The sequence below is a fragment of the Pyrofollis japonicus genome, from assembly GCF_033097485.1.
GTDB classification, from domain to species: domain Archaea; phylum Thermoproteota; class Thermoprotei_A; order Sulfolobales; family Pyrodictiaceae; genus Pyrofollis; species Pyrofollis japonicus.
Window position 1 is genome coordinate 948,553 of sequence record NZ_AP028634.1, and the last position, 18,846, is coordinate 967,398.

The following is an 18,846-nucleotide window of genomic DNA, read 5'->3' on the forward strand; positions in this document are numbered from 1 at the left end:
CTAGTAGAGTTTGAAGCGTAGAACGCCTACGAGACCTTTGAATGTCTTTCTTATCCACTCGGCTTCAGGGAAATCGCCTGTAAGAATGTATACCTCGGTTCCATATTTCTTCGCTTCTTCAGCGAGTTGTTCTGCGTCGTGCCTTTCCTCGTCAACGACTATAAACTTTAATGCTCCCATCTCTAGTGCTGTCTTGATGTCGCGGTCACCGTATATCGCTAGCCCATCGTCTTTTGCTAGGTGGAGTTTGAACTCTTCTATAGCCTTGTGTAGTTCGGCATACTTGTTCTTTTCTATGATGTCTGCGGCCCTTATTACGAGTTCGCGGAGCCCTGCCTCGCCCTGGTATGCGACGTCAACGGTCTGCGAGGCGATCTTCTGCCTTACGCGGTAGTCGAGAAAGTCCTTTGCTTCTTTGAGGAAGTCTTGCTTAGCGTATGCTGGGCCGCCTATTATTATTGCTTTAAGCTTGCCTTTCTCAATGAATGGTAAGAAGTGTTTATTCATTGCCTGTGCTACTTCCTGGTAGAAGCCTTTCACGAATTGCTCAATTTGTCTATCGAAACGCCTCTGGCTCTGGCCTCCTCGGTGGTGCTTGCCTGGTACATAGCCCTCTAGCTCCTCGAGTACCTGTATCCTGCTTCCTTTGAGAATACCTATTGTTGCTTCATCTCTTTCTACGATAACGAGTCCGTATACTTCGTCGCTTTCAACCATTTCTTCAAGAAACTCGGTGTGGAACCATTTATCGGTTCTATAGAAGAACACAGGTACAGGTTCTGGCGGTGAGAACATTAAGCATATGAATTCGTTAGTATCCATGTCTTGGCCGCAGAACAGTACTAGGCCGTTCTCTGGAACCTTTTGGACCTTCGATAGCCTATCAATAGCGGCTGCTAATGCTCGTTGAACAGCGTCACGGGTTCGTTTCAGCTTAATGTTATCAGTTATGGAGTATTCTGTTCGGAGCAGGTTTACTACATCGCTTATCGGCCTCCCCGGCGGAATATATAGGCTTAGCAGAACGGTTGCTGGCGCCTTCCATTTCTTTAGCTCTCTTATAATCTTTTTCAGCGTGGTCTTATCTATCTCAAGCCTTGCCGCACTCATAAGCGTCCCCTATTCCGGAAGAAATATGCTAACATACATTTATATTAGATACTAGCCTAGGCTAGACAATGCCTTATTGGTATTACTACGTCTCTTCCAGTATATCCTCGAGCTCTTAGAGGATATAGTTAATGGGTACTGTGGCATGGTTATCGAAATAACGGTGTTTAGAGGCTATGGCCCATTAAGCCATAGTTTAGCAAGAAACATTGAGAAGGCTGCTAATGCTCTGCGGGAAAAAGGGTATATTGTATCTGTGCACGAGGTAACGGTTCCTGTGATAGACCTAGAAGAGGGGTTTACTCCCTTTGTTTTCGTCAATGGAGTAGAAATACCTGTACCAGCTGTCGATGTCTCAGAAGAAGTCCTAGCCGAGTATCTAGTAGGCTCCAATATGATCCTTGAATCATTGATAGGATTACCTTCCCCGCCATCAATAGTTTGTAATAGTCAATAAAGCTTGTGAGAATTTACTCGTAATTATTTTCTCGTCCCTACGTTCTCGCTTTTATTCCCATCTTGTAGAAGGGGCATGTAGACCAGTATCTCTCGCACTTCGTTACCTCGCTTCGCGTTAGTAATCTATTAAGTACCTCGCAGAACGCCAGGTAGCCTCCTCCATAATTATATACCCTCATAAAGGGACACTCCGAGCGGGGCCGAGTTGATAACAAGTGAATAGCGGTATAAGGGCGAAGCTGCTTCTCCAAAGCAGGCTTCATTGCAGCCTCTAGCGGTGACTGCTTCTTAGAAGCCTCCGGGTCAACATAGAATCTACACGACTTATACTCGGCCTCCGAGCCAAGGCATCTTTCTTTTGATACGACGGCTGAAGAAGGCTTACCAAGCTTAGGCGAAGTACAGACACCGTTCTGGTACCATGGGCATGGCACTACGTAGTCTCCTCCGAGGAAAGTATGTAATAATACAATAGTAGCCGCTTTTCTGTATACAGGCCGAAGAAGTGCAAGGCACTAATTTGGTTTAACCAGTTGATGTGGTGTTTTCGCCTCTACATGCTCTGAGTTCTTTTCTCAGTTTTTCGTTCTCCCTCTCTAGCGCTTCAAGTCGTTCTTCGAGTTTACGTATAATGGCCAATAAGTCTTTAATCTGTTCGAAGACCTTGTTCTCGCTAATGATATTTGCAATCTCGTTTCTTATTCGCTTATTCTCCTCTATTAGAATGCTTAGCTTTTCCTCGCAAGTGCTCTTAGCCGCCAAGGTCCTCACGTCATTGTTATGCTATATTGCAGCAAGGTGGATTCTTGCAGCAAGGGTCTATACCCGCCTTGCACCGGGTCTTGACCCACTCTCTTATCATCGAGGCAGCCCTCTCGTCAAGCGTTATTAGAGCCCCGATAACATATGCGTTTGCATGGCAGAATCCTTCCTTCTTCAGTGTCTTTGTCAGCGTTGACAGCAATGACTTTATTAAAACGAGCCAAAGATTCCAGTCAGGTAGGCCAAAGAGTTCTCTATCATCGGATATCTTATAGCGTGCTAGGACATCTTCTGCAAGAGCTATAATTTTCGCTGCGACTTGTCCGGGAACCTTGGCAGCCCTTAAGCTAGTTTGTAGAGCCTCCAAGAGCTTCACGGCTCTCCTACCTTTTATTGCTACCAGGTTAGAGCCCTACCACTGTAATATTAAAAGAATGAGCTTTCTTAGCCGCAATAGGCTATAGGCTATAAGCCTATTAACTAGTTAGGATAGAGATCCTCGGGGGATGATAGTAAATGGCCTCTACTGAAAAACAATAATATTTGATGAAGCTTTAGGCCGTTGACCCCCTATATGTATAAAAAGTTAGCAAAGGAAAGACAGCGGATATGGCGCTATTTTACAAGAGTTTCTTTATTTCGTAGCGAATTTCATATACCATTGCACGTATCTCTGAGGGCATGAAGTCTAAGCCTATTATGCGTGTATACAATTTATCGGCTTCACTAAACGCATTATATGGGCTAATTGTATCAGTGTCACATAGCATTATGCTTATACGGTTGAAGGTATTAATTACGTATTCAAGTTCATCTACAAGCCTCTTAATAAGGAAAGTGTTTGGACTCGCCCTCATTTTCCTTGAATAGTTCTCGTAGTATTTTTTGGCCAGTCTTTCGCCATATTTGATATGCTCACATATTGTGAGCAACTCTAGTCTATTTGCCGTAAACACTGCTGCGGCCCCCTAGCAAGTTGTATGAATAAGTATTTACGAGCAGTCCAAAACGATTTGGCCTAATAATACCCTGCAAAGCCTCATTAACGATAAGATTTATGGGGTTTAAAATGTAAGGGCTATAAAAGGGTGTGGCCCCTACAGGAGAAGCATGGGGAGTGAGTGGGCTTGGCAGCTGATCCAAGGCGCAGAAATAACGAGGAGGTATATGTTTACGATCAAGGAATAGTTCTCGATAAGCTATATGAAGACGATGATGTAGTAGTTGTTGTTGCGCCTAATGAGGATCAATTGCGTGATATAATTCTTGAGCTTTTACAGGAGAGGCCTATGACGGTTCGAGAGCTGCATAGTAAGCTTTCCGGTCTTGCAAGTGAAGACAAAATTAGGTATGCCCTCAATAAGCTAATTGAAGAAGGTATAGTCGAAGGAGATGAAGAAGGAAGATACTATGCTCTATATACATAGACATATCGGATGATGCAGGAGAGAGCTTTATGATATGTAGTTATGCCGTATTTTCTTCTTAACATTAATTTTATATAAAATTTTGCATGACTATTTTTATTGTATAGTCTTGGGTGAAAGTTTCGAATAGGTATTCAATAATTACCTTGTATATGTTCCTCTAGGAGTTATTATGCAGTTCTTTTAGCTAAATGTAAGTTTTTTGCAAATTTTTTTGTACTAATACTGTCCATTAGTTTCAGCTAGGGGTCTCTATGTATGATGTTATAGTAAAGATACTCATTCCACCAGTGTTTATAGTTCTTCATGAAATGTTACATTACGCTGCTGCACGCCTTCTGGGCCTAAAGGCGTATTTTACCATTGGAACAGACGGATTATTGAGATCCCCCAGTGTTTTTGTAGATGATTATAATGTTGATTTGTTTAAAAGAAGTTTTATACTTTATTTTCCATATATACTTAATATTCTTATGTTGTTTAGCAATGATTGTTTTATAAAAATATTTGCTATATTAACTATGCCTAATGCGTTCTTAGAATATGAACAGAATAGAAAGCATGGACTTGTTGTTGCAGCGCTTGTGCTTGTAGTGCTGATCAGTATTGTTGAAAAACATGTTGCAAACATTTGTTCATAGCTTAGACAGCCAATGTTAAGTCAAGGAAGTCCATCGGTAGAGGCCTGCCTTTGGCCTTTAGCTCATCGTATTTCTGTGAAAGCCATTCTATGAATACAGGACACCCATCGAATTTGCCGTCTCGTTCGCAGCGCTCACCTAGCTTGAGGAAGCATTTCCCGGTTCGCTTGTCATAATATGGGCACATTTTGTGGTACTGTTTTGCGCTTCTAAGCATTCTCATTATCCAGCGCTTCTTTGGATCTTTTCTTTCCCTCTCCTCTGCTTGACTTAAAATACGTTCCAGTTCTTCGTTCGAGATATGCTTCGCGGTCATGTTTTCACCCCGTATCATATGTATTAGCCTAGTTATCATACGGCCAAGGCTTGAAAGACGTTGTTTAGACCTTGTATAGGAGGGGCTTATGCCAGGCTTTTCTTTTACTATAAATAACTACCTATATTTTTGCCGGTTTAGACAACGGTAATGTATTGGCTGTGCGCTTATGCTAGGAGGTCTAAATATGATGACAAGCAATAGTCGCAACAACAGCCAGTTGAGGATTATAGGCGCTGGCGTTGCTGGATCCATTATGGCGTATTTGGCCACCATGAATGGTTTCGTCGTAGAAACGTATGATATCTCACCCAGCTATACCAAGCCATGCGGAGAGGCATTCCCTTTATGGCTTCTCGGCGTTCTTGATAAGTGGAATGTTCCAAGGCCGCCTATATATGATCGAATACATGTATTCAAAATATATGATGAAAATCTTAACATGATTCGCGTAATCGAGTCAAAGGAGCCCGTTTGGGCTATCATAGATAAGGCGGTATGGATAAACAATATTAGAAATAAGGTTGGAATCAAAACAATAAGAGAACAAATAAAATGTTCAAGTGATATCGATGATAACGTGCTTTTCTTCGATGCACGCGGCCCCTTCGCATCCAAGGGGCAGAAAGTGCTGGTATGGCAAGCACTAGCTAAGAACCGTATTGGTATCTCGGGAGAGGCTATACAAGTCATTGATTTTGGGGGAGCACCTGGCCTTGTGTGGGTATTTAGTAAAGGCGATACCATTAACATTGGTGGAGGATTTCTAGGTAACAATACACCCCGAGCAAGATCTTTGAAAATAATTTCGCGCTTATTAGGAGAACAAGTAGAAAACAGCATACTAGAGGAAAAGCACTCAATAGTCACGATATTGCCAGAAATAAGCCTAGGAAGCGGCAATTGTATAAGGGTAGGTGAAGCAGCTGGTCTCGTAATGAGTCTTGGAGGAGAAGGTATTAGGCCTGCAGTTCTCTCCGCTATTGCTGCCTTCGAGTCACTAAAATATAGCGGGGATGGTGAATTGTCTTTTGGCTGGAACTCTTATCGGGAAAAACTTAGACCGCTAATATATCAGGTAAGGATTAACAAGCTAATATTTGGTATGAGTGCATCACTGGGCAGTGCTTTTGCAAAAAAGGTTCTTGCCTCCTTGGATGACGATATCCTCATAGAGTGGTTTAAGGGTCAGCTTGGGCTAAAAACATCGTTGCCAAAACTGACTGGCTTTATCTTAAAATCGCTCCTAGAGTAAGCGCTTGTAACTGCTGACAACAACTAGCTACTTAGTTTTGAAATCTTCTCGGCGACGTCGTCAGCTGATTTGAATTGCAGGTTTCTAACCTCGATAGTATCTACTATTAAGACTCCATCCTTTCTCTTTATGTCGGTAAGGACGACCTTTATATCGTCCTTCTCGGCTTCTATTATCTTATTTTTCTCATCCAGCTTAGATATCTTGAAACCCTTTGAGGAGAGCGCGCTTGCGACTTCTCTTACAACGGCTGTATCATCAGTTCTAGTCTCTGTCTCCTTAGTTTCAGCGCCAAGAGTTTTCAGGCGCTCATCTATCGCCTCAACTATTTCTGGTATGTCGCTATATGCTTTCTTTGCTTCTTCAAGTATCTTTTTGAGTATTTCTAGGCCTTTATCGTTCGACTTCAAGAGAGTTACAAGGTCATCGAAGTCGCGGCTTCTAATATAATCGGCTAGCTTGCGTATGTCGCCGCTAAATGCGTCAAATTTGTATTTGTCCTCAGCTTTCCCCACAAGTTTCTTAACGTCATCAATAAATTGTTGAGGCACGTCAGAGCTTGCAAGCACGCGGTTAACTATGTGGCGTAGGAAGTCTATTTTTCGTCGAGAGACTGTTGTACTCATCGTAAACACCTTTATTATGTTATAGTAGCTTGGTGCGTTAAGTTTGGAGTCCCCTGTGTGGTTCCATTTTCCGCTACCTCTTGTTTGAAACTTATTTGTTTTTCAGAATACTGTGCAATGATGTATGGAGACTAAAAGGGATGATAGATTATGGGGAATCTCTTGCATCTTTCACGTATTATACACGAGAATGTAGCCGAGATCGATATTTCCGAAACCAATGGACGAGTCGAGGTAGTTGTTAAGGCCTTACATGATGAGGGAATTGCAGTAAACAAGCACCGAATCAAAGGATATCTAGAAAAAGTTAACATTTCTTCAAAATTACTAAATAAAATATCCTTCAACAATAACAATATAATAAAGTTTGTGTCGCCTATAAAGTGTGTGGTAGTAAGTATAGAGGTCAAGATAAATAATGGAGAAAATTCCGTAAGTATAGGAATAGATTATTGTGATGGGCCTCCATACAATGAAGAATTAGATGAGATTTTCTCTGCAAGAACATCATGGTAGGCGATTGTTTTGCACGTTTTCATCCTCAAGAGTAATATAGAGTAACGTATTAGTTTTGAGTTACTAAACAATAGAATGGGGGATAATTGTTGGAGTTTAGTCCTAAACTAAAGAAAATTGATGTCGTTGATATACCGATACCGGAAGGCGCTAATGTGATTATCGGGCAATCTCATTTCATAAAAACGCTTGAGGATCTCTATGAGGCTCTTGTAACTAGTGTGCCCAATATACGGTTTGGCATAGCTTTTTGCGAGGCTAGCCAGAAGCGACTAATTAGATATGAGGGTAATGATGAAGAACTCAAAAACTACGCTATAGAGGCGGCTAAGCGTATTGCAGCAGGCCATGTGTTCGTAATCTATATTCGTAATGCGTGGCCTATAAATGTGCTTAATGCCATCAAGCACGTACAAGAAGTTGTAAGGATATACGCGGCTACAGCTAATCCGCTACAAGTGCTTGTTGCCGAGACGGACCAGGGTAGAGGAGTCATAGGTGTTGTTGACGGCTATACACCTTTAGGCGTTGAGACCGAGGATGATATTGCCGAGAGACGGGCATTTCTGAGAAAAATAGGGTATAAGAAGTAATAGGTCATGGCCTCGGGGCCCGGCTGACTCCCATCATTATTTCAGTTCCGCCATAGGTTGTCCTCACCGGCATACCGTACAGTGTATCTACACAATACCCCTTCTATGTGTTTATCTTGGCTATATTTTGAAGTCAAGTATTTCTTTGAACAATTGTAAGTGGTGTCTGTGGTAGAGGTGCACAGTTATTGAGCAAGTCCAATGTCGTAATCCGTGTATTCGGAGCGGATAGGTTAGACATTGATGGAGTATTGCTAACAGTACTTAGGCCGGAAAAGGAGGAACAGCGTGTTGGCGACATCTACGATATAGTAGCAGAGTATAAGGAGAGATATAAAGCTACACCAGGAAAGGTCATAGTGTTTTCTGAGAGAGGTAAGGAAGAAGATACGTATAGAACTACTATAACGACTATTGACAATTGTACTCTTCTATTCCCTGAACCTGTACGTCTTCGCGCTGTTCGGATATTAAAAGGGCTTAAACACGGTCAAAAGGTTGGACTAGATGCGTTCAAACGGATATCGTTTGATGAAGATATCTACATATATTGTGGAGAGGTTGTTCTCGCAGATGATGTTGACGCCGTGATTCTTGAGACTGAGAAAGGCTTTCGCACGATCACTAAAAGGGAGACATAATTTACAAAACATACTGCGTAACTAGGGGATGAAGGAAGACTCCAATTATGAGCCTGGAGAGGCTATGAGTAAGCTCCGCCCCTCCTGACCCTTCTCAAAGGTTTCTAAGACGCCAGATGTAGTCTTCCAGCTCCCTTCTAGTGATTTCGTAGACTTGGTCTAAGTGGACACGCCTTATATGCAGATAAAGCCCTTTTCGGGTAAAAGGGCCTCTGCCACACAATTTGCATCTAAGCGTATCGCCGTCGTGAACTACAAGTTGTGATGCAACTCGCTCAATTATCTCAAGAGCAGCGCTCCTAAGGCTTGGTGGAAGAGCAGAGACGTCGTAGGAGAGGTTGCAAGCCCTCCGGATTGCCAAGTCAGCTATTTTTGCGACGATCTCTACCAGTTGAACGCCTCGTGAATCCAACTCTTTCTCATCCTCCTGGTTTTGTCGCTAATAGTGCTATAGCTGCTGTACGCAATCCCTTACACCCTTGTTCTAGCGCTTTGTTTGTTATTACTTCTTTAGCCTTCTCGTTGACACCAAGATATTCCATTAACTCTCTTAGGAGCTCGATCTCGTCCTCCTCTCTGCACTTTCCTATGCTCAGAACTGTAAGTAGGGCTTCTAAGCCATCCTCTCCAAGAAGCTCTATGAGGTCATCTATTTCTTTCTCCTTCATGCTGCAGTATGGTAACAAGTCCTCTATGTAAGTGTAATATGTGTTTGACCTAATCCATTCCGATAATAAGTCGTAGAGATGCTCTCTTGCTTCATCCGCGGGGACGCCAAGCTTCTTGAGAACTGAAGTAATTGAGGCAACAATAGATATTTCTTTTTCAATACTTGTTTCTTGTATGACGTCTTGGCTTAAAGATATTGTAGCCGAGGAATCGCTAATTGCCTCCACGGGCAAGGTTGCACCCAGCGCTTATCCTAATATTTACTTTATTTCGAAAAGCATTAGGATTAATATTACCAGGCCGTAACTCCGTTAAGAAGTATCCTGCCGCTCCAAATTATATCAGCTGGACTAGGATACCTCATTGCACTAGCTTGTTGCTCGGTCCGGGTACATGTCATCATTTGACATAAAACATAAACTAATACCCGGTTCTGGCACTAGTATAGCTATAGGGATTTATAGTTGGCTAGATTAGTTTGTGCAAGATGCGGTAAGGAATTAAAGCCAGGTGCTCACGTCGGTGCATTGTGTCTGGACTGCTTTCTTGAAACAACACAATTGCTGTGTATTCCTAAGCGCATAGAATTTGATTATTGTAAATACTGTGGGAGTATACGTATAGGATACAAGTGGGTTGAAGGAGGAGAGCTTGGAGATGCTGCACGTCGCTATCTAGAATGGTATGTTGCGAATCAAGTAAAGCCGTGTACACCATTAGTCATCTCCTATAAACTTGAAGAAATAACTCCACATACAATTCCATCCTGGAGAACAGTATATGAACTAACATTCAGCTTTGTCATAAAGGACGTTGATGATGTAGTGAGACAAACCTACAATGTTGAAATATATGCTAAGCCAACAGTGTGCCCTCTCTGTAAGGAGAGCCGAAGCGGCGACTATGACGTTGTAGTACAGCTAAGAGGGATGCCGCCAAGAAAGCTTGCTGAGGCTCTTTCTAGCCTCTTCGAGACAAGTAGGCAAGTGGTTTCATCTATAATTGATATAGTCGAACTAAAAAATGGAGCCGATATCTATCTGTCTGACCGAGGTAGTGCATCAAAGATAATAAAAGAGCTTAGGAAAAAATTTGAAGTAAATATACTAAGAACGTCAGAGGATGTTGGTGTATCGTCAACCGGGCTACGGCGTCGAAGAATGATCTATTCTGTAAGGCTTTCGATGAAAAGGAGGCGTACAGGTTGAAGGAGAGTATTGACTATGACTACATACCAGAAGAATATCTAAAAGAAATTGAAGAAGCTGAGGCAGAACTTAGGCAAAAACGACGCAAGAAAAATCCCTATCCTTCTTCACGGGACGTGGTTGAAGCAGTCATTGAAGCGGTAGGAAGTTTTGCTGGCCATCCAGACGATTTTCCGGAGTATGTGCTAGAGATTCTCAAAGAAAAGGGATTCGACGTTAGGCATGTAACAATTAAGCGTATATGGAGAACATACGAGAACTTGGTAAGAAAGGGTGTTATCTCTGACCGTTTAGGTGTTTTAGCGCGTTACGATTACGAGGAGTAGAGTGTTTCACCGATATCATCTTGCTAAGAGCGACCTTATAGCCCAGTAGTATACAATGTATTGCCTGGGGGAACAGTTGAGAGTACTAATTAAGCATGGGGACACTTGGCTACAGTTAAAGGAGGTCTATGTGCTTCAGCGACGTCCCCGTAAGCGTGGGCGCCGGTCGGCCCAGCCGCGCTCCTCTCCATATGGAATGGTTGCAGAAAGTGTTGATGATGTAAAGATAAATGGTTATAAATACAGCGATACTTTGATCATACCGGCGAGCAAGGTTAGCCGGTTTGCTGCAAGAGCACACATGGCCCCCGTTGATGCAGTGGTTCTCATAGAGCCAGAGGGGATCGATAAGTACAAGGCGAGAATATATGCAAAATCGCAAAAGGAGCTTACGGAGGCACGCGAGACTGCTTTAAAAATACTCTCAACGCTATACTCGAGAAAGAGCTTTGAAGAAGAGGAAGAGGAAACCGAGGAGGAAGCAAGTGAAGAGGGCGAAGAAGAATAGATGTGATATATGTGGAAGGCCGGCTACCCATGTCTGTCCTCTGTGTGGGAGAAGCGTCTGTGACCAGCATTGGGCTGGCGATAAGTGTGTAATTTGCTCCCAAGCACTCTGTGCTGTATGTAAATCAAATCTGTCTATAGCGACATGCCCTATTTGTGGTCGGCCCGTTTGCGAAAAATGTTCTATCCAGGTGACCCCGGTTATTAGGGTCTGTGTAGAGTGTGCAAGAAGGTATCTAAAAAACGGTGAATGGCCTCCTCAAGAACTCTTGCGCCAAGACTTACTGAGGCTATCAAGGAGTGTTGCTGAGTTTCTCAAAAAGTGGGCTGCTTCACCTAAGTTCAGAGAACGCTGAATCATTACACACTTACTCTTTGTTGATGAATTCGTTAAGTGTTCTTGAACTCTTCCTGGTAATTCGCGCTCTTATTCTTAAAGGTATCAAGTGTGATCCATCGCATGTTGGAGCTGTATGTAGGTTCGGAAACCCCTCTCTACACGTAGCATACTCCATGCCTAGTCGCAACGCTATTTTCCTAACTCTTAGAAGAATCTCTTTTCGTATCTCTAGTGGAAGATAGCGGTATCCGTATAGTCGTTCTCCCCTGATTTTGTAGAGTTCGTCATACTTTTGTCTAAGCTCGGGAAAAGCCTCTAGCATTCTCTTGTAGTTGTCTGGTTTAGCTTTGTATGTTGAGGTAACAACAAATCTTGCGCCCGCAGCCCTGGCAGCCTCCAAGACCTCTGAGATATTTTCTTCAGAATCCGTTAGAAGAGGAAAAACAGGGTCTAATCGAATACCAACTGGTACTCCTTCTTCGTTAAGTCTCTTTAAGGCAAGTATGCGGTCTCGAGGACTAGGTGCACCAGGTTCAAGTCTCCTTGCCAGAGTCTCATCAAGCGTTGTAATCGTCATTGTTACGGCTGCGTTGCCGCTGGCAAGCAGTTTTGCGTCGCGTGCCACAAGCGAGCCCTTTGTTATAATTAATACTTTGAAGCCGAGTGGCAAGAGCTGCTCTAGGCTCCACCTGGTTAGTTTGTACTTCGCCTCTTCGGGAGGGTACGGATCACTACTCGTCGACATATCTATGTGAAATCGTGGGTCAATTACATGTGCTATATCATATAGAAGTCTTTCCTTGTAGTTCTTCTTAGGTGTGCTAGGCTTCCTACCGATATATGATGTAGCGTAACAATATAGGCAAAAATGACTGCAGCCGGTATAGGGGTTAAGGGAGTATTTTGGAGGGCATGTGCAAAGAGGGTTGCCCCATGGGTCAAATGCGTTTACGACCTTGCCGCTGCGCAGTATCTGCCTTCTCTTCATGACGTCTAGTCCTTGATACATTATTCTTGGTTTAGAGTTCTATATTTGCATGCTTTGCTTTCAAATCTTTCTCGCTCTTTCCGAGCCTATGCATGAGCTCAACAACTACTCCATCAAGGAAAGCAAGTGCAGTATCCTCGAAGAGTGTGCCAAGGGGTGCTAGTGGTTCATGTATGCCCAGTATCTGTCTTGCGAAGTAGTCTATATCCGGTGCAAGCTTTGTACGGCCAGGTATCTCTACAACGATATCGGCTAGTTTGCCTAAGGGGCTCTCAGGATAGCTTGTGATGGCAATTATTTTTGCCTTGACCTTCTTCGCCGCTTCAGCTGCTGTGACAATGAGTTGCGTCCTGCCAGAACCCGATATTGCAACCACGACATCGTTTTCCCCTATGCTCGGCGTTATCGTTTCACCTAGCACGTAGACATTGAACCCTAGATGCATAAGGCGCATCGCAAAAGCCCGTCCCACGAGCCCGCTGCGGCCAGCGCCCATAACCAGGACCTTCCTACCTTCCTGGTATGCGTCTACGAGCGCATCTATCATTCTTTTCACTTCTTGTTCGTGGAGCTTGTCAGCGACCTTCTCTATAAATACCGCTATTTCCTTCATGGTCTTCCTTACATAATCCATTAGAGTAGCCCCTCCTTACCGCTTACTCGTGTCAATGTTAGAACGGTTTAAATTGTTAAAGAAGCAGCTTGTACCCAGCGTTAAGCTTTTATTCAAAATAGATTTCTCAGTGTGTAATGGCCCTTATCTTGGTACCGTGCCCAAAAGTTCGACAAAGTAAGGTGGTCAGTTATTGCTTCGCCAGCTGCGCTTAGAAGGAAACCGATTAGTGAATACGCAAAGCGCTTGTTCGAGATAGCGCAGAAATGGCAAAAAGCTTGGAGAGAATCTAGGATATTTGAAGCAGATCCCCGTGAAGACAAACCAAAGTTCTTCCTTACTGCAGCATTCCCGTATCCAAACAGCCCGCTACACCTGGGACACGGAAGGACCTATACTATTACCGACGCGTATGCACGCTACCTTAGAATGAAAGGATACAACGTATTATTCCCGATGGGATTTCACTATACTGGAACACCGATACTGACAATGGCAGAGCAGATAGCAAGTGGCGACAAGGAGTTAATAGATCTAATGATAAACGTCTATGATGTGCCTCCGGAAGATATTGAGAAGCTGAAAGACCCCCTGTCGCTAGCTCGCTACTTTCACACAGACGCAAAAAACGCAATGATGGAAATGGGTTACAGTATTGACTGGAGAAGAGAATTTACTAGCATAGATCCCGAATTCAAGAAATTCATTACATGGCAGTTTATAAAGCTACGAGAGAAAGGCCTCGTAACTAAGGGAACGCATCCTGTCGGCTGGTGCCCGAAGCATGGCATGCCAGTAGGAATGCATGATACCAAAGGTGACGTTGAACCGGAAATCGGCGAGTTTACTCTAATACTGTTCAAGCTAAGTGATTTCGACTACTATCTTCCGGCAGCTACACTGAGGCCGGAAACGGTCTTCGGCGTTACAAATATCTGGGTTAACCCGGATGCCGAGTACAGCCTAGTAATAATTGATGGCAAGAAATATATTGTTAGCAAGAGGGCGGCATTTAAGCTAAGATTCCAGCGAGACAACGTTGCTGAAACAAAGACGCTCAAAGGAAGCGAACTCGTAGGCAAATGGGTAATCAATCCAGCAACAGGTGAAAAGGTTCCAATACTACCTGCCAGCTTCGTTGACCCTGACACTGCGACTGGTGTGGTAATGAGTGTTCCAGCTCATGCTCCATACGACTATGTGGCTCTACGTGACTTGATTGATAATAACAGCGAGCTTCTATCAAAGCTTGGAATAGATCCGGAAAGGCTCAAGCCTATACCGCTTATAAGAGTTCCAGGATATGGTGAGATACCGGCAAAAGATATCGTTGAAAAAATGGGCATAAAGAGCCAGCTAGAAAAAGATAAGCTCGATGAAGCAACAAAAACTCTCTATAGTGATGAGTTTAATAAAGGTATAATGAGGACTGATATTATCAATAGAGTTTACCAAGAAGTTCCGGAGGAGTATAGGAAATTCATAGTCGCTGCCCTAAAAGCCTGGATACTTGGTCGTCCGGTGCGCGAAGCCCGCGATGCAGTAGCTAAGTGGTTGACCGAACTAGGTTACGGGGACAAAATGTATGAGATAATGAACCGCCCCGTCTATTGTCGTTGTGGCACAGAAATAGTTGTGAAAGTGCTGAAGGATCAATGGTTTATAAACTATGGCGATCCAGCCTGGAAGCAAAGAGTGCTTGAACTGCTTAAAGAGATGCGGATTGTTCCTGAAATAATGCGGGATGAATTCATAAAAGTGGTTGACTGGCTCCGCGAAAGGGCAGCTGCAAGAACGCGTGGGCTTGGAACCGAGCTGCCCTGGGCTCCTGGATGGATCATTGAAAGTCTCAGTGACTCAACAATATACATGGCGTTCTACACGGTTATCCATAAAATAAGAAGCTACGGATTAAAAGCCGATCAACTAGCACCGAGCTTCTGGGACTATGTATTACTTGGAAAAGGCAATGTAACAGCTGTTTCAAGGGAAACAAGCATACCCGTTGGTGTGCTTGAAGACTTGCGTCGTGAATTCGAGTACTGGTACCCGTTGGACTCAAGGCATAGTGGCAGAGACCTAGTGCCAAATCACTTGACATTCTTCCTGTTTAATCACGTAGCCATATTTCCCAGAGACAAATGGCCGCGCCAAATAGTGGTTAATGGCTTCGTGCTACTTGAAGGAAAGAAAATGAGTAAGAGCCTGCGAAACATCGTTCCACTTAGAAGAGCTCTACGCGTCTACGGTGTTGACACAGTACGTGCGACACTACTAGCAGCAGCGGAAATACTACAAGATGCAAACTTCACCGAGGAGCTTGCTCGTAGCGTTATGTCGCAACTACGCAAAATAGAGCAAATAGTTAGCGAGCTAAGAAACATAGATAGTGAAACCACGATAGCTGATAGATGGCTTGTCAGTAGATTACAAAAACACATAGAACAAGTCACCAATGCTTTCGATGGCTTAAGGATCCGCGCAGCCACAGTAAGGGTCCTCTATGAGATGGAAAACGATGCAAAGAAGTACCTTGAGATTAGGGGCAGACCTGGCCCCGCGCTCAGAGAGTATGTTGATGCCTGGATACGGATGTTAGCACCCATAGCTCCTCATCTAGCTGAGGAACTCTGGCATAGTATTGGGAAGCAAGGCTTCGTCTCGGTAGAGTCATGGCCTCTACCCGATAGCTCTAAGATCGATGATGAGGCTGAACTCGCAGTGTCCTATGTTGACAAGGTCGTGGAGGATATAAAAGCCATATTAAGAATCTATAGAGGTGAACCGCATAAGGTAGTGTTAATCGTTGAGAAACCTGAGGCCTGGAAGTATGCCTCACTAGTGGCGTCTGTGATAATCAATAAGGGCCAGATGAGGGATGCAATAAAGGCATTAATGAATGAAGGTCTTGGAGGCAAACAGGCAGCAGCTCTAGCAAAGAAACTGTTCGAGTACATGCGGGGGCTTGATGAAGAAACAATTAGAAGGATAGCAAGCATAAGAAGCTTCAATGAGCGGGAAGTACTGAAAACGTTTAGCGGCTACATTGCGTCAAGAATTGGAATAGAAAATGTAGAGGTAATAAGTGTTGACGAAGCAGGAGATAATGTGCCGAAACAGAAACTTGCCGCCGTAATACCGGGGAGACCAGCTATAGTAATAAGCTAGTATATTTCAACATATCTTCCTTTCATCTTAATGCAGCCTTTTTCGGCTAATTCGATGAGCTTGCTTCTGGCAATGGTCTTAGGTATTTTAAGATTAAGAGATACAATTTCTACGGCTTCGCGTAGCTCGATGTCGCCCGAGCCGTAATATTCATGCAGTAAATTCATAATTTCATTGCTACACGGCTCCTCTATAGGGTGAAGCAATTCAAGTCCTCTTATCTCTACATACTCTCTTCGTGGTAAAGCGTCGTGCCTGTCAACGAATTCTATAAGATAAAGATTCGCGTCAATACTGCGTGCATTTAGTCTCAATAAGCCAAGTTTACGCCAATTGCGCAGTATGGTGCCTGCAACTATAAGGATGTTTTTTGGCCTATTGTCACACCAGAGAATTATTCCTTTCTTCTCGCTATTCAGTGGACATTCGTTGCACGAATACACCCTATCTTTTTCAGCTCTATCAAGTGTTTTTTCGATAATTGTCTTAATTACTGGGCTTGCGCAGATATAGGAGTCTTTATGAATAATGTATGCATAAAGTGATAAAGCTAAGGCAAGTCGCTGAGGAGCCTTAGGCATATATAGAGGTACTCCTTCTTCAACAAGCTTTAATACATATAGCTTATCCAAGAGATCTCAGTCCCCCATACCACCAGTAAACTGTCAAAGAAAATACCAAGGAGGCTGGATCAGCGTAGCTCAGCCTCTTCACTATTCTGCCTCCGTTTATTCATCACATCCAGTCTCTCTCTTAAGGACTATACTTGAGATTCATAACTTTTACCACTATTCTAGTCACAATGCTGAGGTAGTAGGGTATCCAATAAAAGGGAACGTGATACAGTATCAAGAATTGGCCCCGTGACAGCTCCGTAGCGGAGCAGAGTGATCGGGGCCGGGACGTATTCACCGCGCTCTCTTCCTCTACGATTTTAAGTCCGGGCTTCCAGTTATTGCATGACATACTGGGACAAAGCCTTTGAGCTTACTCGTGATGTCTACATCTGATGTTCACAGTCCGCGTTATCTAATGCACTATATGTCGGCGCTCTCAAAGCATCGCGCTGACTGCGAGAAAGTAGAGCTAGTCCTATGGGCTGGTGATATGGTTGAGAAAGGAAATGTTGCTGCACTGAAACCGGTTATTGAAGTTACAAAGAAGTTTTGCGGTAAAGCAAGGATAATCGCGGTTTTTGGCAACGAAGAATACATGGATAGAGAAAGAGAGTTCATCACTAGATACCCGGAAATTGTGTGGCTAAATGACAACCATTATGTGTATGTATCAAGCGGTGGCGAGGAGATAGCAATCTATGGTACAAGGGGTTCCCTGGATAGACCTACAAGGTGGCAACGGCGCCATATTCCAGGCATTGAGAAAGTTTATCGTGAACGTGCTATACGTCTAAAAGAAGAAGTTCTTCGTCTTAAAAAAGAGTATGAGAAGGTAGTAGTGCTAATGCATTATGCGCCAACATACCTGACACTTGAAGGAGAAGATAAGAGTATATGGCCGGAAATGGGCAGTATTTTTATGGAAAAAGCTATAAGAGAGTCAAAACCAAATATAGTGATACATGGTCATGCCCATAACTCTAAACGGCTAGAGGTAACAATAGACAATATACTCATAGTGAATGTTGCATTTCCTGCAAGAAAAGACGTGACGATCTTGACCATATAGTATTGCGCAGAAGAGCCGATGATTCGTGGCCGCCTAAGCTGATCGAAATGATGAGTCTTTTACGGGTTGAGGCTCAGTCAGCCGCCACAACTTCATCGTATTTTACTCGCCTATGTCGGGATGGTCATCACAGCCTCTCTTACCAGTTCCAGAGCGCTAGTAAAATATAGCTATCTAAGCCAATAAAAATGAATTACCTATGAGGGGGCAGAGCATGGGTTCAAGGCTTATCGATATGCATGCTCATCTCCACGAGTTTAGTGAAGAGCAGCTTAAAAGTATACTCTCCGGCCTAGGAGAGGAAGCTATCTTAGTTGGTGTAAGTGATGACCTAGAGTCCTCCTATAGGACTATAGAACTAGCAAGACAATACTCCATGATCATTCCATGCATAGGTCTCCATCCATGGAGTATTAAGAACGAAAAGGAAGCCATAGATGAGGCAAAGAGAATCGTAGAACTAGCTCTTGATAAAGGCATACGTTGCATAGGCGAAGTTGGTCTTGACACTAAATTTGTTGGAGAAACTATAGAGAAGCAAAGAAAGGTCTTCGCTATATTTTTAGAGGCTGCGAGGGAGCACAACCTCGTACTAAACTTGCATACCGCAGGTACTTGGAGTGAAGTATTTGACTTGCTTGTCAAGTATGATATCAAGTATGCGAACTTTCACTGGTATACTGGCCCCCTCGCTTTATTGGGCCAAATAGAACAGCATGGGTATACCATTTCCATAAATCCTGCTATAAAGATACAAAAGAAGCATAGAGAAGTAGTCAAGAAGGCAAGCATTAGCATTATGCTAACAGAGTCAGACTCGCCATACGAGTACCGTGGAATGAAACTGACACCGCTTATGATCATCGACGTTCTCAAGGAAATCGCGTTAATTAAGAACATGGATTTTGTTGAGGTTAAAAACCAGGTATGGAACAACTTTAGAGAAAAATACCACGTGCTTCTAACGGCTAAACTAAGTATGTGAGATATTGTTC

25 protein-coding genes are annotated in these 18,846 nt (G+C 43.5%); 13 read left to right on the forward strand and 12 right to left on the reverse strand.

Annotated features, from left to right (window positions below):
- Window positions 1–1,074: a peptide chain release factor aRF-1 gene (prf1, locus tag SBG41_RS04795; RefSeq protein WP_397470786.1), complete on the reverse strand. Its 1,074-nt coding sequence runs from the start codon at window positions 1,072–1,074 to the stop codon at window positions 1–3.
- A 181-nt stretch (window positions 1,075–1,255) separates the two neighbouring features.
- Here prf1 and SBG41_RS04800 point away from each other — a divergent pair, with 181 nt between their 5' ends.
- A complete protein-coding gene (locus SBG41_RS04800) occupies window positions 1,256–1,567 on the forward strand; it encodes a hypothetical protein (RefSeq protein WP_317896412.1) in 312 nt (103 codons plus the stop codon).
- Window positions 1,568–1,604: 37 nt separating this feature from the next.
- On the opposite strand, the gene SBG41_RS04805 is transcribed toward SBG41_RS04800, so the two are convergent.
- The 4 genes from SBG41_RS04805 to SBG41_RS04820 all read right to left on the reverse strand — a co-directional run bounded on the left by SBG41_RS04805 (window position 1,605) and on the right by SBG41_RS04820 (window position 3,287).
- Entirely contained in the window at window positions 1,605–2,003 is a 399-nt protein-coding gene (locus SBG41_RS04805) for a hypothetical protein (protein WP_317896413.1), read from the reverse strand.
- Window positions 2,004–2,094: 91 nt separating this feature from the next.
- A complete protein-coding gene (locus tag SBG41_RS04810) occupies window positions 2,095–2,331 on the reverse strand; it encodes a hypothetical protein (protein ID WP_317896414.1) in 237 nt (78 codons plus the stop codon).
- A gap of 16 nt (window positions 2,332–2,347) precedes the next feature.
- Window positions 2,348–2,707: a hypothetical protein gene (locus SBG41_RS04815; protein WP_317896415.1), complete on the reverse strand. Its 360-nt coding sequence runs from the start codon at window positions 2,705–2,707 to the stop codon at window positions 2,348–2,350.
- Between the two features lie 244 nt (window positions 2,708–2,951).
- Window positions 2,952–3,287 carry a hypothetical protein gene (locus SBG41_RS04820; RefSeq protein ID WP_317896416.1) on the reverse strand — a complete coding sequence of 112 codons (336 nt, stop codon included), beginning with the start codon at window positions 3,285–3,287 and terminating at the stop codon, window positions 2,952–2,954.
- 171 nt (window positions 3,288–3,458) lie between these two features.
- Between SBG41_RS04820 and SBG41_RS04825 the strand changes: the two genes are divergently transcribed.
- Window positions 3,459–3,758: a winged helix-turn-helix domain-containing protein gene (locus SBG41_RS04825; protein WP_317896417.1), complete on the forward strand. Its 300-nt coding sequence runs from the start codon at window positions 3,459–3,461 to the stop codon at window positions 3,756–3,758.
- Window positions 3,759–4,012: 254 nt separating this feature from the next.
- A complete protein-coding gene (locus SBG41_RS04830; RefSeq protein WP_317896418.1) occupies window positions 4,013–4,399 on the forward strand; it encodes a hypothetical protein in 387 nt (128 codons plus the stop codon).
- 1 nt (window position 4,400) lies between these two features.
- Here SBG41_RS04830 and SBG41_RS04835 read toward each other — a convergent pair whose 3' ends face one another.
- Window positions 4,401–4,715 (reverse strand): RNA-binding protein, encoded by a 315-nt coding sequence (locus SBG41_RS04835; protein WP_317896419.1) that lies wholly within the window; start codon window positions 4,713–4,715, stop codon window positions 4,401–4,403.
- Window positions 4,716–4,905: 190 nt separating this feature from the next.
- Between SBG41_RS04835 and SBG41_RS04840 the strand changes: the two genes are divergently transcribed.
- Window positions 4,906–5,970: a geranylgeranyl reductase family protein gene (locus tag SBG41_RS04840; protein WP_317896420.1), complete on the forward strand. Its 1,065-nt coding sequence runs from the start codon at window positions 4,906–4,908 to the stop codon at window positions 5,968–5,970.
- Window positions 5,971–5,993: 23 nt separating this feature from the next.
- Here the strand turns inward: SBG41_RS04840 and SBG41_RS04845 are convergent, their stop codons facing one another.
- Window positions 5,994–6,596, reverse strand: coding sequence for a hypothetical protein (locus SBG41_RS04845; RefSeq protein WP_317896421.1), 603 nt, complete (start codon window positions 6,594–6,596; stop codon window positions 5,994–5,996).
- Between the two features lie 150 nt (window positions 6,597–6,746).
- Between SBG41_RS04845 and SBG41_RS04850 the strand changes: the two genes are divergently transcribed.
- From SBG41_RS04850 to SBG41_RS04860, 3 genes are all read left to right on the forward strand, one after another.
- Entirely contained in the window at window positions 6,747–7,112 is a 366-nt protein-coding gene (locus tag SBG41_RS04850) for a hypothetical protein (protein WP_317896422.1), read from the forward strand.
- Window positions 7,113–7,201: 89 nt separating this feature from the next.
- Window positions 7,202–7,705, forward strand: a complete 504-nt coding sequence (locus SBG41_RS04855; RefSeq protein WP_317896423.1) for an adenosine-specific kinase — start codon at window positions 7,202–7,204, stop codon at window positions 7,703–7,705.
- Window positions 7,706–7,893: 188 nt separating this feature from the next.
- Window positions 7,894–8,346, forward strand: a complete 453-nt coding sequence (locus SBG41_RS04860; RefSeq protein ID WP_317896424.1) for a hypothetical protein — start codon at window positions 7,894–7,896, stop codon at window positions 8,344–8,346.
- A 94-nt stretch (window positions 8,347–8,440) separates the two neighbouring features.
- On the opposite strand, the gene SBG41_RS04865 is transcribed toward SBG41_RS04860, so the two are convergent.
- On the reverse strand, window positions 8,441–8,758 hold the full coding sequence (locus tag SBG41_RS04865) for a hypothetical protein (RefSeq protein ID WP_317896425.1): 318 nt from the start codon (window positions 8,756–8,758) through the stop codon (window positions 8,441–8,443).
- A 7-nt stretch (window positions 8,759–8,765) separates the two neighbouring features.
- Window positions 8,766–9,242 (reverse strand): hypothetical protein, encoded by a 477-nt coding sequence (locus SBG41_RS04870; protein ID WP_317896426.1) that lies wholly within the window; start codon window positions 9,240–9,242, stop codon window positions 8,766–8,768.
- A 237-nt stretch (window positions 9,243–9,479) separates the two neighbouring features.
- On the opposite strand from SBG41_RS04870, the gene SBG41_RS04875 reads away from it, so the two are divergent.
- The 3 genes from SBG41_RS04875 (at window position 9,480) to SBG41_RS04885 (ending at window position 11,057) form a co-directional block, all read left to right on the forward strand.
- Window positions 9,480–10,223: a 60S ribosomal export protein NMD3 gene (locus SBG41_RS04875; protein ID WP_317896427.1), complete on the forward strand. Its 744-nt coding sequence runs from the start codon at window positions 9,480–9,482 to the stop codon at window positions 10,221–10,223.
- The gene (locus SBG41_RS04880) at window positions 10,220–10,549 is read left to right on the forward strand and encodes a hypothetical protein (protein WP_317896428.1); all 330 of its coding nucleotides are present in this window, start codon (window positions 10,220–10,222) and stop codon (window positions 10,547–10,549) included. The genes SBG41_RS04875 and SBG41_RS04880 overlap by 4 nt, the downstream gene beginning before the upstream one ends.
- Window positions 10,550–10,625: 76 nt before the next feature.
- Window positions 10,626–11,057 (forward strand): hypothetical protein, encoded by a 432-nt coding sequence (locus tag SBG41_RS04885; protein ID WP_317896429.1) that lies wholly within the window; start codon window positions 10,626–10,628, stop codon window positions 11,055–11,057.
- 367 nt (window positions 11,058–11,424) lie between these two features.
- Here SBG41_RS04885 and SBG41_RS04890 read toward each other — a convergent pair whose 3' ends face one another.
- Both SBG41_RS04890 and hxlB read right to left on the reverse strand, forming a co-directional pair.
- Window positions 11,425–12,384, reverse strand: coding sequence for an SPL family radical SAM protein (locus tag SBG41_RS04890; protein WP_317896430.1), 960 nt, complete (start codon window positions 12,382–12,384; stop codon window positions 11,425–11,427).
- 31 nt (window positions 12,385–12,415) lie between these two features.
- A complete protein-coding gene (hxlB, locus tag SBG41_RS04895) occupies window positions 12,416–13,018 on the reverse strand; it encodes a 6-phospho-3-hexuloisomerase (RefSeq protein ID WP_317896431.1) in 603 nt (200 codons plus the stop codon).
- A 204-nt stretch (window positions 13,019–13,222) separates the two neighbouring features.
- Between hxlB and leuS the strand changes: the two genes are divergently transcribed.
- The gene (gene leuS, locus SBG41_RS04900; protein ID WP_397470787.1) at window positions 13,223–16,165 is read left to right on the forward strand and encodes a leucine--tRNA ligase; all 2,943 of its coding nucleotides are present in this window, start codon (window positions 13,223–13,225) and stop codon (window positions 16,163–16,165) included.
- Here leuS and SBG41_RS04905 read toward each other — a convergent pair.
- On the reverse strand, window positions 16,162–16,797 hold the full coding sequence (locus SBG41_RS04905) for a hypothetical protein (RefSeq protein ID WP_317896433.1): 636 nt from the start codon (window positions 16,795–16,797) through the stop codon (window positions 16,162–16,164). The genes leuS and SBG41_RS04905 overlap by 4 nt on opposite strands.
- A 349-nt stretch (window positions 16,798–17,146) precedes the next feature.
- Between SBG41_RS04905 and SBG41_RS04910 the strand changes: the two genes are divergently transcribed.
- Window positions 17,147–17,851: a metallophosphoesterase family protein gene (locus SBG41_RS04910; RefSeq protein ID WP_317896434.1), complete on the forward strand. Its 705-nt coding sequence runs from the start codon at window positions 17,147–17,149 to the stop codon at window positions 17,849–17,851.
- Between the two features lie 214 nt (window positions 17,852–18,065).
- Window positions 18,066–18,836 carry a TatD family hydrolase gene (locus SBG41_RS04915; RefSeq protein WP_317896435.1) on the forward strand — a complete coding sequence of 257 codons (771 nt, stop codon included), beginning with the start codon at window positions 18,066–18,068 and terminating at the stop codon, window positions 18,834–18,836.
- The last annotated feature ends 10 nt before the right edge of the window (window positions 18,837–18,846 follow it).